This is a genomic window from Micromonospora sp. DT201, from assembly GCF_049841575.1.
GTDB lineage: Bacteria > Actinomycetota > Actinomycetes > Mycobacteriales > Micromonosporaceae > Micromonospora.
In genome coordinates this window covers 68,307-83,909 of record NZ_JBNCKP010000011.1, presented here as the reverse complement: position 1 = coordinate 83,909, position 15,603 = coordinate 68,307, and the positions used below count along the sequence as shown (strand labels likewise).

At 71.5% G+C, this 15,603-nt stretch carries 16 protein-coding genes; 9 read left to right on the top strand and 7 right to left on the bottom strand.

From position 1 onward, the window contains the following. Nucleotides 1-12 precede the first annotated feature (12 nt). The 6 genes from ACLQ28_RS19350 to ACLQ28_RS19325 form a co-directional block, all read right to left on the bottom strand. The gene (locus ACLQ28_RS19350; protein WP_425687681.1) at nt 13-1,188 is read right to left on the bottom strand and encodes a M23 family metallopeptidase; all 1,176 of its coding nucleotides are present in this window, start codon (nt 1,186-1,188) and stop codon (nt 13-15) included. Continuing rightward, entirely contained in the window at nt 1,185-1,742 is a 558-nt protein-coding gene (locus tag ACLQ28_RS19345) for a hypothetical protein (RefSeq protein ID WP_425687680.1), read from the bottom strand. The genes ACLQ28_RS19350 and ACLQ28_RS19345 overlap by 4 nt, the downstream gene beginning before the upstream one ends. After that, nucleotides 1,739-3,775 (bottom strand): MFS transporter, encoded by a 2,037-nt coding sequence (locus ACLQ28_RS19340; RefSeq protein ID WP_425687679.1) that lies wholly within the window; start codon nt 3,773-3,775, stop codon nt 1,739-1,741. The genes ACLQ28_RS19345 and ACLQ28_RS19340 overlap by 4 nt, the downstream gene beginning before the upstream one ends. Nucleotide 3,776: 1 nt before the next feature. Further along, nucleotides 3,777-7,217: an ATP-binding protein gene (locus ACLQ28_RS19335; protein WP_425687678.1), complete on the bottom strand. Its 3,441-nt coding sequence runs from the start codon at nt 7,215-7,217 to the stop codon at nt 3,777-3,779. A 184-nt stretch (nt 7,218-7,401) separates the two neighbouring features. Beyond that, the gene (locus ACLQ28_RS19330; RefSeq protein ID WP_007466101.1) at nt 7,402-7,764 is read right to left on the bottom strand and encodes a hypothetical protein; all 363 of its coding nucleotides are present in this window, start codon (nt 7,762-7,764) and stop codon (nt 7,402-7,404) included. Nucleotides 7,765-7,777: 13 nt separating this feature from the next. Then, the gene (locus ACLQ28_RS19325; protein ID WP_074315118.1) at nt 7,778-8,092 is read right to left on the bottom strand and encodes a hypothetical protein; all 315 of its coding nucleotides are present in this window, start codon (nt 8,090-8,092) and stop codon (nt 7,778-7,780) included. A gap of 356 nt (nt 8,093-8,448) precedes the next feature. Here ACLQ28_RS19325 and folP point away from each other — a divergent pair, with 356 nt between their 5' ends. The 7 genes from folP (at nt 8,449) to ACLQ28_RS19290 (ending at nt 13,026) form a co-directional block, all read left to right on the top strand. Then, a complete protein-coding gene (gene folP / locus ACLQ28_RS19320; protein WP_425687677.1) occupies nt 8,449-9,318 on the top strand; it encodes a dihydropteroate synthase in 870 nt (289 codons plus the stop codon). Nucleotides 9,319-9,320: 2 nt separating this feature from the next. Next, nucleotides 9,321-9,689: a dihydroneopterin aldolase gene (folB, locus tag ACLQ28_RS19315; RefSeq protein WP_425687676.1), complete on the top strand. Its 369-nt coding sequence runs from the start codon at nt 9,321-9,323 to the stop codon at nt 9,687-9,689. After that, nucleotides 9,686-10,213: a 2-amino-4-hydroxy-6-hydroxymethyldihydropteridine diphosphokinase gene (folK, locus tag ACLQ28_RS19310; protein ID WP_425687675.1), complete on the top strand. Its 528-nt coding sequence runs from the start codon at nt 9,686-9,688 to the stop codon at nt 10,211-10,213. The genes folB and folK overlap by 4 nt, the downstream gene beginning before the upstream one ends. Nucleotides 10,214-10,232: 19 nt before the next feature. Beyond that, entirely contained in the window at nt 10,233-10,772 is a 540-nt protein-coding gene (locus ACLQ28_RS19305) for a DUF3180 domain-containing protein (protein ID WP_425687674.1), read from the top strand. 120 nt (nt 10,773-10,892) lie between these two features. Then, nucleotides 10,893-12,107, top strand: a complete 1,215-nt coding sequence (locus ACLQ28_RS19300; RefSeq protein WP_425687673.1) for an ABC transporter permease — start codon at nt 10,893-10,895, stop codon at nt 12,105-12,107. 53 nt (nt 12,108-12,160) lie between these two features. Beyond that, nucleotides 12,161-12,469, top strand: a complete 309-nt coding sequence (locus tag ACLQ28_RS19295) for a hypothetical protein (RefSeq protein WP_425687672.1) — start codon at nt 12,161-12,163, stop codon at nt 12,467-12,469. Between the two features lie 125 nt (nt 12,470-12,594). Beyond that, on the top strand, nt 12,595-13,026 hold the full coding sequence (locus ACLQ28_RS19290; RefSeq protein WP_425687671.1) for a hypothetical protein: 432 nt from the start codon (nt 12,595-12,597) through the stop codon (nt 13,024-13,026). 14 nt (nt 13,027-13,040) lie between these two features. Here ACLQ28_RS19290 and ACLQ28_RS19285 read toward each other — a convergent pair whose 3' ends face one another. After that, nucleotides 13,041-14,045 carry an ABC transporter ATP-binding protein gene (locus tag ACLQ28_RS19285; RefSeq protein ID WP_425687670.1) on the bottom strand — a complete coding sequence of 335 codons (1,005 nt, stop codon included), beginning with the start codon at nt 14,043-14,045 and terminating at the stop codon, nt 13,041-13,043. A gap of 2 nt (nt 14,046-14,047) precedes the next feature. Between ACLQ28_RS19285 and ACLQ28_RS19280 the strand changes: the two genes are divergently transcribed. Both ACLQ28_RS19280 and ACLQ28_RS19275 read left to right on the top strand, forming a co-directional pair. Continuing rightward, complete coding sequence (locus tag ACLQ28_RS19280; protein ID WP_347662027.1) at nt 14,048-14,734, top strand: ABC transporter permease; 687 nt, start codon at nt 14,048-14,050, stop codon at nt 14,732-14,734. Further along, nucleotides 14,731-15,471, top strand: coding sequence for an ABC transporter permease (locus ACLQ28_RS19275; RefSeq protein ID WP_425687669.1), 741 nt, complete (start codon nt 14,731-14,733; stop codon nt 15,469-15,471). The genes ACLQ28_RS19280 and ACLQ28_RS19275 overlap by 4 nt, the downstream gene beginning before the upstream one ends. The last annotated feature ends 132 nt before the right edge of the window (nt 15,472-15,603 follow it).

Here is a 15,603-nt window from a genome sequence, read left to right as displayed (position 1 = left end):
TGCGTCGCGGTCTCATTCCGCGGCGCGCAGCGGGGCGCCCCGCTCGCGCATGAACGGAATCGGATCGATTGCGCCCCGGCTGGACCGGTCGTTGCGCAGGTGCACCTCGAAGTGCAGGTGCGGGCCGGACGAGTTGCCACTGCTGCCGACCTGCCCGATCACCTCGCCAGCCGGCACGATCTGATTGGGTGTCACCCGGGGCTGGACCACCATGTGGCAGTAGCGGGTGATGTAACCGCCGGCGTGCAGCAGGTCGACGAACCAGCCGCATCCGCCCTTGCCGGGGTACCCGTCCACGTCGCAGTTCCGCCGCCCGCGGTCGTCCGGGTCGCAGCGGGCGACAAGCACCCGACCGGCGGCGGCGGCACGGATCTCGGTGCCCTTGGCCGCGCCGATGTCCACCCCGTTGTGGCTGGGCCGGTCGGCGGTCCGGAAGCCGGAGCCGACGTCGCCGGAGATCGGCGCGGTCCAGCCGGATGCGGCGATCTCACCGCGCTCGGCCGCGTTGCACACCGCCTTACCGTTGATCTCGACGGTGCGGGCCGCACCGCCGGCCAGCGCGTCCACGAGCTTGCTCGCCAGTTCCTCGTGCTGAGCGTACGCATCCGGGTACGCGCTGATCTGCACCTTCTGCGCCACCACACTCAGCGGACGATGCTGCCAGCTCGGCACTTTGACCAGCTTCTCGTAGAACTTCCGGGCCGCGTAGGCGGGGGTCAATCGCTCGGCGACCGAACCCCATCCCGGCCGCTGCTGGAACAGGCCCAGCGAGTCGTGGTCGGCGCCGACGCCCTCGTGTGGCAGGGACAGAGACTCGGTGACCGTGCTGTTCGCCAGGTTGCGCAGGGCGGACTCCTGCATCGCGGTGGCCAGCGCGATCACCCAGCCGCGCGAGGGCACCCCCAGGTCCTGGCCGACCTTGATGATGATCGCCGCGTTGCGGACCTGCGCGTCGCCGTACTCGGTGAACCGTGGCAGCTCGGCGGCGATGTCCACCGGACGGACCGGGCCGCAGCCCCAGCCGGCGAGGGTGTCCCCGTTTTCCGGGTCGCCACTGAGCCCACTGAGGAAGAACGCGGCGGTGCCGCCGGTGCAGCAGAGCAGGACCAGCACGCCGGTGAGTATCGCGGCGATCACGCCCACCCGCACTGGCCGGCGGACTGCGGCGGATGCTCGACCGGTGGTCACTGCCGCTGCCAATCGACCACGTCGACCAGCCAGCCGTCCTGCGCGGCGACCATCTCCAGCCGGAGTCGACCGCTGTCGAGCGGCAGCAGCACCTCGACGAACGTCTCGGTGCGCGATCGCACGGACGGTGGACCGTTGACCTCCTCGGCCGGCACGCCGCCAGGCTCGGCGCCGGCCAGCTTCTCGGCCAGCGCCGGGGTCGACAACGGCCGCAGACCCGCCTGCCACTGCGCGGCCGTCATCCCGGGGCGGCCCAGCCAGGCCGCGGTGAACCGGTCGGCCGTCTGCTCGGGTGTGCGGGCACCCGGTGAGGTGACCGGCGACGGCGGAGCCTCGGTGGAGGTCACGCCATCATCACCGGCGGTCGGGTCCACGGTGGTGATCGGGCGGTTCGGCCGGCCGCTCAATCCGTCCGCTGGGTCGGCCGGGTCCGAGACCAGCCGAGCCGCTCCGATCACGCCGAAGATGAGCACCGCGATCACCAGCGCCACCCCCAGCCGGGACCGCAGTGCCCGGGTGAAGAGGAACTCCAGGGCCCGTCGCATCGCCGTCACCGAGCCTCTGAGCGCACCCGCGGTCCGGTGCGGTCCGGCGCACGTTCAGTGGAGCCCGGCCGGTAGACCACGAACGACGGGTTCTCAGCTGGCACGTCCGGCTCGGTCCAGGTCGCCGGCTTTCGCCGCCGTGGCTGGGGCGGGACTGCGCGACCACGGCCGCCGGTCTTCTCCGTCGGCGCCTCATCGGGGCGTTCCTGGCCGTCCGGCCGACCGCTGCCGGTGCGTTCGCCCTCGACCGGTGCGGTGGGAGCCGAGACCGGATCTTCCCTCCGCGCCTCCGGGCGCAGCCGGGTCTGCTCGGCGTCCGGCGACCGGCGACGTCCGCCCACCGGCTCCGCGGTGCCGCCAGGCTCGGCCACGTCCAGTCGCGCGGCGGCCCGCATGTCCCGGAAGAACCGGCGGTGCCAGGATCCGGCCGAGCTGACCGCCTCGCTGCTGTCCTTACCGCCGAGCTGGGTGATCCGCCGGTAGGGCCGCAGCAGCAGCCAGCCGACCACTCCACACAGCCAGACCAGCACGACCTGGAGCCAGCCCGGCAAAGTGGGGGTACTCATGATCAGGTCGACGGCGAACAGGTAGATGGCGGCCCCGGTGCCGAAGATGGCGATGTTGAAGATCGCGGCGACCACGGCGTTCGCCAACCGGCGCAGCCCGGCACTGGCCGGCCGGAGCAGACCGACCGTACCCAGGATGGGCGCCGCGATCACCGCCCACCGGAAGATCAGGAAGCCCAGCAGGACCAGCAACGACGCCGTCAGGTCGAACATGGCGAAGAGCACCGAGGCCAGCACCGCGATGAACCCCGCGCCGACCCGGTCCATGTCCCGGACTCCCTGGAGGTACTCGTACGCCTCCGGATCCTCGGTCTGGATCTGCTGGGCCACCCGCGCCCACTGCTGCTGCTTGGCCTTGATCGTCGCCTCCCGGGTGGCCGGGTTGGCGCGCAGCTTCTCGGCCTCGTCCCAGGTGAACGCCTTGGCGTCGTAGAGCGCCGGGCCGTACTTGCGGGCGGTCTCGCTGTCGGCCGAACCCAGCACTCCGCGGAGCCAGTTCCGGTAGAGCATGGTCTCGGTAGCGGTGTCGCTGGCCCGCACGGCAGGGGTGCGGAGATCCTTACAACGATTGGGGTCGGGATCGATGCACCGGCCCGGAGCGGACTCCTTTGCCTGCGGGCCGACTGCGTCGTGCACCACCCCGAGGCTGGTGACAAGTACACCGTCGGCGACGTTCGCCGACTTGACCGGCCAGGCGGCCAACGCCGTAACCGCGACCATCACCAGTAGCGCCCAGCCCGCGGTGGTCATCGCGTTGCTCATGTCCGACTGGCGGGACCGCCAGAGCAGGTAGAGCCCGACCACGCACAGCGTGACTATCCCGAAGACGCTGAACACCTTCTCGTAGACGGCCTTGGTCGCCTGCTCGACCAGCGGATCCGCCCAACCCCACATCGAGCCGGGATCCCAGGCGCGCTCTCTGAGCGCGTTCGACGCGCCAATGATGGCCGTCGCGGCCATGAATTCGCCATTGGCGATCGTGGTGGTGAACTTGTAGTCCGGATGCAGCACGCTCGATGCGCAGCCGCCGTCGATGTCGTACGTGTTGTAGCTGTAACCCCCGTAGCCATAGAGGCTGTACCGGCCAGCTACTCCATTCGTTGCCTCTGCTGGTGGTGCGGCGGCGAACCAGCCGGCGAGACCGGAGTCTGGCGTACCCGGGGTTGGTGCGTTTCGGCACGTGACCTCGTCCTCGCTGACCGCTTGCAGTTTTCCGACGCAGGCCCGGAAGTCGGCCTGCCACTCGGCGGTCGTGCAGAGTTCGGCGCGGGCCTGAGCGGCGGGGGGTGCGGCGGCTGCGGCTTCCGCACCGATCAGCGGCCAGCTGAGGGTGGCCCCGGCCAGTACGCCGAGGGCGAGCAGGAACGACGTGATCCTTGCCCAGGGCCCAGGGCCTGGGTCATGACCCCCGGCCGGCCTGCGCCGCCTGGACTCCGCCTCGGCTCGACCGAGGACCCTGACCCAGGCCCTAGCCATGTCACGCCTCCAGATCCGGCAGGGGGATGCTCGGCAGCACTCCGGCCGCTGCGGCGATCGCGGCGGGCGTCGTGTCGAGGTGGTTCAGCAGCCCTTCGACGTACGAGACGTCGACTCGGACCTTCTGCACGCGGCCGTCGACGTCGCGCATCACGAACTCGCGGAAGCCGAGGCGGGTGGCCGAGTTGGTGTCGGCGGCGGAGAGTGAGGCGAGAGTCGCCTCGTATCCGTCGTTGACCGGCACCCGCAGCAGCCGTAGCGCTTCGGAGGCGATCTCGGCGTCCTCGGCGATCCGGCCGACGAAGACGGTGGAGACCAGGTTTTGCACGTCGAGGCCGAGGATGTCGCGGGGGTTCTGCGAGGCGACAAGCGCGGCAAGGTTCCATTTGCGGGAGTCGCGGGCGAGTCGGACCAGGAACGAGCGCCCCGACCGCCAGCCCTCCATGAAGTGCGCCTCGTCCAGGCCGACGAGCTTGCGGGACGACATCGAGCCGCCGTAGCAGCGGCGGACGGCGAGCCGGTGCGCGGTGTGCAGCATCGGCAGGGCCAGTGACTCCTCAGCCGACCAGTACTCCCGTTCGATCTTGAGGTCGGGCAACCGCAGCCCGGCCATGGTGATGACGGTGAGTGCGGCGTCGGCGCCGAGCAGCCCTTCTGGTGGCCGCCCGAAGAAGAGCATGGCCAGTGGCATCTCGGCGGTGTCCAGCAGGAGGTTGGCCAGCTCCTTGCCGGCGTCGTCGTCGAGACGACCGAGGCAGCTCACCACGTCGTCCAGAGTGGATGTCTCCTCGGCGGGGACCTGGCGAACCGCGTGCCGGAACAGGGTGGCGGTCGACGCCTCCCGGGCCACCTGCGGTGGAACGAGCATCATGCAGATGTCCTGGACCAGCATCCGCCGCTCGGCCCGGGCGTTGGAGACCGCGATCTCGAACTCGCGGTCCCCGGCGGCCCCGGCGGCGAATTCGGTACGCAGGGGCGTGGGGATGAGCGAGTAGGGCGCCAGGGTGCCGTGCTCCGAGCCGGTCAGGTTCAACACCCGGGAGTACGGCCGCAGCTCGGGCATCGCGCAGAGTCGGGCCAGCGGCCCGGATGGGTCAAGCAGGGTCACCTGGACGCCTCTGCGTGCCGCCAGGTAGCCCAGTGCGCCGAGCAAGGTCGACTTGCCACCGCCTGGCTCGGCGACGAAGACCGCGAGCCCGGAGCGCTCCCGGACCTCCATGGGGAAGTGCAGGTCGAGGAAGACCGGGCGGCGGCAGGTGCCGGCGGTCCGGCCGATCAGGTCGCCCCGCCGGTCACCCACGTTCGATGCGGCTTGGGGGAGCGCGGCTGCGAGCAACGGCACCGGCATGCGGCGGACGTAGCCGGTGTTGGCGATCGGTTCGCCGGGGATGAACTCGCGGGCCAGCCAGTCCTGGTTCTTTGGGTGCTGGAGCGAGATGCGCAGTTCCCGGGAGTAGAGCTGGATGAGCCGGCGGGCCCGCTCCAGGCATTCCTCCCTGGTCCGGCCGCCGACGGCGATCCGGTGCCAGCCGTGTGCCCGGGCCGAGTCGACCGGCAGGCCGGTGGTCATCTCGTCGCCGATCACCAGCGCGCGCTTGGCCAGGCGCTCCAGCTCCGGCGGTGCGTCGATGCCGTGCTCGGCGTAGTCGAGCTGTTGCGAGCGGATCATCCGCAGCCGGTGTTCGAGATTACGGAAGGAGTCGTTGGAGCCGAGGATGTCGACGCGGGTCGAGATCTCCATCGGCCAGGGCAGCCGCTCGTGGAAGTGCAACCAGGGCTCGTGGCGTTCCGGGATCTCCAGCGGCTCCATCCGGCCGACGGCGAGCACGGCCACGTGCCGTTCCTCGCCGGTCATCCGGTTGACCAGCTTCACGGTCGAGCCGTACGGGGTGCGGTAGCGCTCGACCTGCTCGGTCAAGGCAAGCAGGTCACCGCGTTCCCAGCGTCCCTCGGTCACCGGGGAGAGTGCGCCCGGGGGAGCCATGCAGAGGGCCACGGAGCGGTAGAGCAACCACTCGAGCTCCTGCGCGGTGACCCGCCGGCCACGCATGCCGAACGCGCCGAGGACCTCGTCGAACTGCTCTACGGTGCGACCCAGCTTGCGGCGTTCGCCATCGGCGGTGCCCCGGCCGAAGGTGCGCAGCAACCGTTCGGTGAGCGAGTCACCGAGGGACCGGCGGGCGAAGGTGACGCCCAGGTAGGTCTGTCCTTCCGCGTGGTTGACCGCCATCAGGTGTCGCTGGGCGGCGACCAGGTGATCTGCCCAGCTGGTGGTGCCGGGCACGTCGGCGAGCGGTGCGGGAGTGTGTGCGTCGATGGTGCGCGCCCACTCGTCGGCGGGGAACGGCCGGGTGGTGCGGCGCAGGTGCAGCCGGAATCCGGCCAGGCCGGCGTACTGCTCGGAGATCGCCGACAGCAGTGCTTCGCGTTCGGCGTCCGGCCGGAATGCCCAGCGGACCTCGGGCAGCCAATACCAGGCGGTGACGGTGTTCGGAGTGAAGGTCAGGTGACCGGCGATCTCGGTGATGGCGAGCTCGACCGACGGGTCACGATCTCCGAATTTGATCTTCGGGGCGCGGACCCGGGTCGGTTTGGCCGGTCGGTCCTGTCGGCTCGCGGAACGCTGTCGGGGTGGGGCGACCTCCCGCCCGACCGGCGCGGTGTCGGCGCCTCTGGGTCGTTCCGTTTCGGTAGCGCGGCGCGCGGTGCTCTCCAGTGCCGGCCGATCCGGGGGTGCGGTATTGGCCAACTGCTCCGTCGGAGCCGTGGGTCGAGCCGTTTGAGCGGGCGGTCGGCCGGGCTGAGGCGCTGGCCGGGCTGCTGGCGGAGCCGTGGGAGGGCTCTGCGGTGCGGTGCTGGCTGGCCGGCTGACGGGAGCGGAGGGCGGCGCGGCGGCGGTCGGGTGGGGCTGAGCCGGTGGACGGAGCATCGGCAGTCGATCGCCAGCCTGGTGCGGCACCCGGGACTCGTTTGTCGGGTGGCCGTCGCCGTGTCGTGGCTCGACGGGCCGGCGACCCCTGCCGGGCTGGTCGTCGGGCGTCCACGGTGGTTCCAGTTCGGGGATCGGACGGGCTGCTGCCGGGCCGGCCGCGGGTTGCGGCTGCTGTCCGACCGCCGGCTGCTCCCGGGTGCTCGGGCCGGCCGAAACGGCTCGAGCCGCGCCGGGCCGTGCCCCGCCGAAGAGGTCCAGGAAGGGTGAGTCGATGTCGGCGTTCTCGCCTGCCGACACCGCGGTGGGCTCGGCGGGTGGCGTCCGGCGGGGGACCGGCCGGGGTGCCTGGAACACGCCGACGGCACCGTGCCCGGGCGACGTCACCAGTGCAGGATCGAGCGCCACCTCGTCCTCGTCCTCGGGGTCGGTGTAGCTGAATGATTGCGCACGGTGACTTGCCGGCACGGCCGGGTGGCCGGCCGGGGATCCCGGCGTGGGGGTGCGACTCATGCGACCGCCTCAGGCCCTGTTTCATAAGAACTGGCCGGCCGGCGGCCGGCCCGGAGGAAACCGCGCCTTGCCGGATCGCCGCCCGGACTCCGCCTCGGCTCGACCGCCCTCATGAAACAGGCCGTAGCGACTGGCGGCAGGCTCTCACCCGCGCCGTGTGACGGACCGATCGGCGTACGCCCGGTCATGCCAGCTCCTCCCGGATCCTGATCCGGCTGCCGACCAGGCGCGGGTCGCGCTGCTCGATCGCCGGCTCCCGGGTGCGTCGCCAGTCGGTCAGCGCGGTGCGGATGACCACCCGCGCCGGTCGATCGGGGTCGACGTGCCGGAAGATGAACGACGTGGTCACGATGGCGAGCGCGATCTCCCAGGCCGGGAAGAGCTCGACCGTCAACGTGAACAGCCAGTGGATGAACATGTAGAGGGGGACCAGCAGCATGAAGAGCCCGTACTGGGCGTAGGGCAGGTGGACCGGAAGGGTGTAACCGGGCGGCCCGAGGTAGACCAGGCGGGCCCGGTAGATGTCGTCGTCGGTGCGTAGCCGCATCTGGTGAACGCGCCTATTCGAAGATGAGGTCGATCAGGTAATCGCCGACGAAGAAGAGTGTTGCCGCGCCAGCGATGAAGGCGAGCCCGACGATGGCGATCGCGGAGCTGGTCAGGACCTTGGAGATTTCGCCCCGGCTGGCACGGCCGATGAAGATGACGCCCAGGACGGCGAGCAGGATCGGCGCGATCTTGCTGGCGAAGAAGGTGACCACACTGTTGGTGTCGATCCCCTTCGGTGCCGGCTCGGCGAGCGGAGTCGACGCCAGGGTGGAGAGCGCGTGGGCGACGCCTGACGACGCCGTCTCCATGAGCTCGAAGGCGATCACTGGAAACCTCCCCATAGCGCGGCCGGCGGTGCCGCGGCGGTGCAATAGGCGAGCCTGGCGGAAAAAGTGCCCCACGGGGCGCAGCGATCTTGACCCTGTGTTCGTTACTCACCACGGAGCGTGGCGAGGTTTGGGCGGTTTTTCCCCGCTTCGGCCCTCCCTCCAAGCTTCGCCATCTCGATGCTGGCCAATTCCAAAGCGTACGGGCCGCCCCGGATTGCGACAAGCCGCGAAGGGGCCGCCCGATACTGCCCGGATGACCGATCGTACACCTGTTCTAATGAGCACGTCAGGGATGGTGGTGCGAGCCGACCCGGGTCGGTGGTCCCCGCTGCCCCGACCGGTACCGTCTAGTCGTGACCGATCTGGTGCGGGCTTCGGGCCCGGTGGTGATGGGCGTCCTCAACGTCACACCGGACTCCTTCTCCGACGGCGGACGGTACGCCGACCTCGACTCGGCCGTCGGACACGGCGTCCGTCTCCGCGACGCCGGTGCGCACCTGATTGACATCGGCGGTGAGTCGACCCGTCCGGGCGCTGAGCGGATCGACGCCGCAACCGAGGTCGCCCGGGTGTTGCCGGTCATCCGCGAGCTGAGCGCCGCCGGCGTAGCGGTCAGCATCGACACCAGCCGTGCCCGGGTGGCGGAGGCCGCTCTGGCCGCCGGGGCGGCGGTGGTCAACGACGTCTCCGGCGGGCTGGCCGACCCGGACATGGCCCGGGTGGTCCGCGACGCGCACTGCCCCTGGGTGTTGATGCACTGGCGCGGGCACTCCCGTGGGATGCGCGAGCTCGCCAACTACACCGACGTGGTGGCCGACGTCCGGACCGAGTTGGCCCAACGGATCGACGCGGCGCTGGCCGCCGGGGTGGCCGCCGACCGCCTCATCGTCGACCCTGGCCTCGGCTTCGCCAAGACGGCCGCGCACAACTGGGAGCTCAGCGCCCGTTTGCCGGAGCTGCTGGACCTCGGCTACCCGCTGCTCTTCGGGGCCAGCCGCAAGTCGTACCTCGGCAGGCTGCTCGCCGCCCCGGACGGCACCGCGCGACCGACCGCCCAGCGGGAGGCGGCCACCGTGGCCACCAGCGTGTTGGCGGTCGCTGCAGGTGCCTGGGGTGTACGCGTGCACGACGTGCAGGCCACCGCCGACGCGCTCGCCGTCTGGGCCGCGACCGGCAGCCCTCGCCTGGCCGCCGCGCCCGACGATCACAAGCAGAAGGTGTAGCGATGACGACCGACCGGATCCAACTGACCGGCCTGCGGGCCCACGGCCGGCACGGGGTGTACGACTTCGAGCGGGCACAGGGGCAGGACTTCGTGGTCGACGCCGTCCTCGAACTGGACCTGGCCCCGGCCGCCGCCAGTGACGATGTCACCGACACCGTCCATTACGGCGAGCTGGCCGAACGACTGGTCGCGGTGGTGACCGGCGAGCCGGTCAACCTGATCGAGACCCTCGCGGACCGACTCCTCGCGGTCTGTCTGACCGACGAGCGGGTTGGCACCGCCACGATCACTGTGCACAAACCGGAGGCCCCGGTGCCGCACACCTTCACCGATGTGGCCGTCACCATGACCCGGACTCGTGACCGGTGACCAGGGCCGTGCTGTCGCTCGGCAGCAACCTGGGTGACCGGCTGGGTCACCTGCGCACGGCAGTCGCAACGTTCGGTGACGCCGTACTCGTGCTCTCCGGGGTGTACGAGACTCCACCGTGGGGCGACGCCGACCAGCCCGCGTACCTGAACGCGGTGTTGCTTGCCCAGGACGAGACCGCGACCCCGCGCGACTGGCTGGAGCGGGCCCAGGCCGCGGAACGCGCAGCCGGTCGGGTCCGTGACCCGCAGCGGCGGTTCGGGCCACGCACTCTCGACGTGGACGTGATCGCGGTCTGGGGCGACGACGACGCGCCGGTGCTCAGCGACGACCCGGTGCTGACTCTGCCGCATCCCCGGGCGCACCTGCGCGCCTTCGTGTTGCGGCCGTGGATCGACATCCAACCGTACGGGCGGCTGCCCGGTCACGGCTGGCTGACCGACCTGCTCACCATCGGTCCCGCGGCCGACGACGCGCTGGAACTGCGTCCCCGGCCGGAGTTGGCGTTAGAGTCGACGGCATGACCGAGCGGAGTCGGCCGGCATGACGCAGGCGAAATCCCCACCACCGGGCGGGTCGGGCCCGGATCGGTCCCAGTTGGGCCCCACCCGGATCTCCACCCTGGTCGTGGCCGCCCTGGCGGCGGCGGCGGTGGCGTGGCTGCTGATCAGCACCCTCTACTACAGCGGCATCCCCCGGCTGCCCTGGCTTCCGGTGGTGGCGCTGGCCGGGCTGGCCGTGCTTGAGGCGTACGCCGCGATCAACACCAAGGGTCGGATCGAGCGCAAGCCCGGTCGGGACGCGGTCAACCCGCTGCTGGTTGCCCGCTTCGTGGTGCTGGCCAAGGCATCGTCGCTGGCGGCGGCGATCTTCGCCGGTTTCTACGCGGGGCTCACCGGCTGGCTCTTCGTGGAGAGCACCCGGGCCGCCGTGGACGATCGACCGGCCGCGGGCGGCGGCCTGCTCGCCTCACTGGCTCTGGTCGGCGCCGCACTGTGGCTTGAGCGCTCCTGCCGGGTGCCGGAACGCCCGGACGACGAGCGCGAGCCGGACCCATGGGACAGCCGCCCCGGCCAGCGCTGAGCATGGGGTTACGCCCGGCTCCGGGCGCGGGTACGGTGCCTGCGATCGGGGAGCAAGGGCCGCCCACCGGTCCGTCCGCGAGCCGGACCGGGGACGGCCGGCCACTGGGGAGGCGGCGTAATGGGGTACGAAGAAGCGGGCCGGGACCGCTCGGCTGAGCCCTCATCCGGGGTGCCTGCGGCCGTTCTGGAGAACGTCTTCGACGACCCCACGCACGGTGAGCCCGGCCGGGATCGGGTCGGTGTGCATCTGGGTTGGGAGTTCGTGCTGCTGGCCGGGCTGGCGACCCTGGGCTGGCTGCTCTGGCAGGAAAATCCGGCCGCCCTGCGCGCCGACAACCTGCGTACGTTGCTTATCGACGCGGTCGGGCTGGGGTTGCTCGCCCTGGCCGCCGGGCTGAGCCTGCGTACGGCGGCACCAAACCTGGCCGTCGGGCCGGTCGCGGTCGCCAGCGCCCTGCACTACGCCGAGCAGGGCGATCGGGGTCTGCCGGCGTCGGTCGGCCCGGCCGTGGCGGTCGCCGCGCTGGGCGGGCTCGCGCTGGCGCTGGCCGTGGTGGTGCTGCACGTGCCGGGCTGGGCCGCCAGCCTGGCCGCCGCGGCCGGTGTGGTGGTGTTCATCGAGCGCCGTACCGCGCCCGTGCTGGTGCAGGGCGACTACGACCCCGGGCGCAACTGTGGATGGCTCTTCGCTGGGTTCGCCGCGGTGGCCATCCTCGGCGGGCTGTTCGGCGCGGTCCGGGCGATTCGCCGGCTGGTCGGCCGGTACCGGCCGGTCGCTGATCCGGCCCATCGGCGGGGCGCGGGGGCCGCCGTGGTCACCGCGGTCGCGCTGGTCGGCTCCACCGTGCTGGCCGCCCTCGCCGGGGTGCTGTTCGCAGCCAACGGCCCCGGGGCGGTCGAGCCCACCTCGGGGCTGGACTGGACGGTGCTGGCGATCGGGGCGGCCCTGCTGGCCGGCACCAGCGCGTACGGCCGTCGGGGCGGTGTGTTCGGCACGGTGCTGGCGGTCAGCCTGGTCATCGTCTTTCAGGCGTACGCGCCGGAGCGCGGCTGGACGCTGAGCAACTGGGTGGTCGGCGGCACCGCGCTGGGCGTCGGACTGGTGGTAACCCGGCTGGTCGAGACGTTCGGTCGGCCACGACCGGGCAGCACCGACAAGCCTGAGCCGGTCGGTGACGGCGCGATCAGCACCGGTTGGGCCATGCCGCAGTCGCGGTCGGTCGACAACTGGCCCCCGACGTTGCCGACGCCGGCAGCGCCCCAACCGGTCGACCCGTGGCGGGATCCGCGCTGGGAGGACGGCCCGCGTCGGTGGGACACCGAGGAGCGGTGACCGACCTCGCGTCCGACAGGCCGGAGCTGATCTCGACCGTTAGGCTCGGCGACATGACCGACACACCTGCCGCCACCTCCGGCGGAACCTCGTTCGAGGAGCTTGACGCGCTGTCCACCGAGGAGTTGCGGGAGCGGGCGTTCGCCCTGGCCCGGGAGCGCCGCGACGTAGGTTTCTACTGGTCGGTGCTGCGGCACCTGCCGAACGCGGACGAGGCCACGGTGCTGGACGGCGCACCGAACTCGATCGGCCCGACCATCGACGAGGCCAACGCCTTGTGGCGGGAGTTGACCGGTCACGGCTACGAGGAGTCCGCACCGCTGCTGCGGGCCGCCTTCATCGACTACCTGCTGAAGCACTGAACCGCTCGGGGCAGCCCAGGTCGGCTCGAACGACCCGTTCGGGGCCTGGGCGGATCGCGTCGCTCCTGCACCGCTCCGGCCCGGTCAGCCGTTACGGTACGGCCGCCGGCACCGGCGCGCTCGCCGTGTTGTTGCTGGTCGGCATCTGTGGCAGCCCGGCGTTCACCGGTTGGGCTGCCACGCAGACCGACCCGGAGTCGGCGGGTGCCTTCTACGTACGCCTGCTCGCGTGGCCGGCCTGGCGGCTCGACGCGGACGGGCAGGCTGGCGGCTTGTTCGCCGCCGACCTGCGGGCCGTGCTGCTTGTGGTCCTCGCGGTGGCTCTGCTCTACCTGCTGCCTGCGGCGCAGGTGGCCCGGGTGCCCGGCTCGGTCAGTCAGTTCTTCTCCGGCTGGGCCGCGTACGTGCTGGCTGGCGGGCTCGCTGCGGTGCTGGCGGCGCTGCTCGGCCCGGACCCGTCGCTGCTGGGTGCCTTGCAGGACGCCAGCACCGGTGCCGGCTACGGCTTCCTCACCGGGTGGATCATCGGCACCGCCAGCCTCGGCGGTCGCGCCTGACCCGACCGGGCAGGTCAGTTCGTCGGGCGGCCGAGGTCGAGCAGGCGCTGTCGGCTGAGCGCACCCACCGGTCGGCCGGCGTCGGTCACCACGAGCTGGTCCTGTCCCGAGGTGAGCAGCACCGCCAGGGCGTCGTACGCGGAGCCGTCCAGTGTCACGGTGGGCAGGTCGGCCGCGGCGTTCCCGGGTAGTGGTTCCAGCGACTCCCGGTCGAGTGGGGTGACCGCCAACCGGCGGATGCCCCGGTCGGCTCCGACGAACTCGCGTACGAACGGGGTGGCGGGTGCGCCGAGCAGTGCGGCCGGCGTGTCGTACTGCTCCAGGTGCCCGCCCTCGGAGAGCACCGCGATCCGGTCGCCGAGCCGGACCGCCTCGTCGAGGTCGTGGGTGACCAGGACGATCGTCTTGCGGACCTCGGCCTGGAGGCGGAGGAACTCTTCCTGGAGGCGGGCTCGGACGATCGGGTCGACGGCCGAGAACGGCTCGTCCATCAGCAGCACCACCGGGTCGGCGGCGAGCGCGCGGGCCACCCCGACCCGCTGCCGCTGGCCACCCGACAGCTCCTGTGGGTAGCGACCGCCGAACTGGGCCGGGTCGAGGCCGACGAGGTCGAGCAACTCGTCGACCCGGGCCCGGGTCTGGGCCTTGGGCCACCGGAGCAGGCCAGGCACGGTTGCCACGTTTGTGCGAACTGTCTGGTGTGGAAAGAGGCCGACGTTCTGGATCACATAACCGATCCGGCGGCGCAGCTGCACCGGGTCGACGTCGGTGACGTCCTCGTCGCCGAGCGTGATCCGGCCGGCGGTGGGCTCGATCAGACGATTGATCATGCGAAGCACCGTCGACTTGCCGCAGCCGGACGGGCCGATCAGCACCACCAGCTCGCCGGCCCGAACGTCCAGGCTGAGCTCCCGGACAGCCTCGGTGCCATTCGGGTAGCGCTTCTGGATGCCCTTCAGGGAGATCGACGCCGCGCGAGGGGATTGGGTCACGTCGGCAGCCTCCGGGGTAACGTCCACGTATGTCCTTCCGCCTGAGCTACCGGGCCGACCCGGGTAACCCCTGGTTCTCCTGGCAGTACGTGCGGGACAACTCTGACACGATCCTCGCCGCCGTGCGCGAACACGCCTCCCTCACCGGGCGGGCGGTGCTGATCGCGGTGCTGATCGCCCTGCCGTTGTCCGTGCTGGCGTACTGGTTCCGGCCGCTCGCCGGCCCGATCCTCGCCGTCAGCGGTGTCGTCTACACCATCCCGTCGTTGGCGCTCTTCGCGTTCATCGCGCCCTACCTGGGCACCGGGACCACGACAGTGCTGGTCGGGCTGGTCCTCTACGCGCTGCTGCTGATCGTGCGCAACGTGGTGGCCGGGCTCAACCAGGTGCCTCCGGAGGTCGGTGAGGCCGCCGAGGGGATGGGGTACGGCCGGTGGGGGCGGCTGTTCCGGATCGACCTGCCGCTGGCGCTGCCGGGCATCGTGACCGGCGTGCGGTTGGCGACTGTCTCCACGGTGGCGTTGGTCACGGTCGGGGTGCTCGTCGGGCACGGTGGCCTCGGGCAGTTGATCTTCGCGGGCTTCCAGAACAACCTCTACAAGGCCGAGATCATGACCGCTGCTCTGCTCTGCGTCGCGCTCGCGGTCGTACTCGACCTGCTGCTCGTCCTGGTCGCCCGCCTGGTGACCCCCTGGTCCACCCGGAGGGCACGGTGACCGTCGCGGCGAACCCGATCGGCCAGGCGATTGTCTGGATCAACGACCCACTGAACTGGACCAACCCCGGAGGCATGCTGGACCGCCTCGGCGAGCACCTGACGATCTCGGCCATGGCGGTGGCGCTCGGCTGCCTGGTGGCCTGGCCGTTGGGTCTCTGGCTGGGGCACGTCGGCCGGGGCGCGGGTCTGGTGGTGCTGGTGTCCAACGCCACCCTCGCCATCCCCACCCTGGCACTGCTGACCATCCTGCCGGTGGTCTTCGCCAGCGGGTTCGGTCGGACTCCGGTCGTGGTGGCGCTGGCCGTCTTCGCCGTCCCGCCGCTGCTGGCCAACGCGTACACCGGGGTGCGGCAGGTGGACCCGGAGGCGCTCGACGCTGCCCGGGGGATGGGGCTGTCCGGCGGGCAGTTGCTGCGCCGCGTGGAGTTGCCGCTCGCGGTGCCCTACCTGGCGGCCGGGTTCCGGACCGCCGCGGTCCAGGTCATCGCGACCGCCGCGCTTGCCTCGTTCGTCAACGGCGGCGGCCTCGGCCAGATCATCCGGACCGGTTTCGGCATCGGTATCGCGGCCGGCGGTGGGCAGATCGTGGCGGGCGGTGTGCTGGTGGCCGGCCTCGCACTGCTGGCCGAGGTGGTCCTCGGCGGCGTCGAACGGCTTGTCACACCCCGACCGCTGCGGCGCGGACGGCAGCGCTCGGGGCGGCCCCGGCCCGCTGACGCCACCGGGAGCGCCTGACCCGTCCGGGTGAGCCATGCGTCGAGCCGGCGGCCAGTGGTCTGCCGATCGGTGACGATGCGGTGACGAAGTCCGTCCCAAGTTGTCGGTCGGTTGCGGAGCATGTTGGGTGGATATTCGCGGGCGACCAAC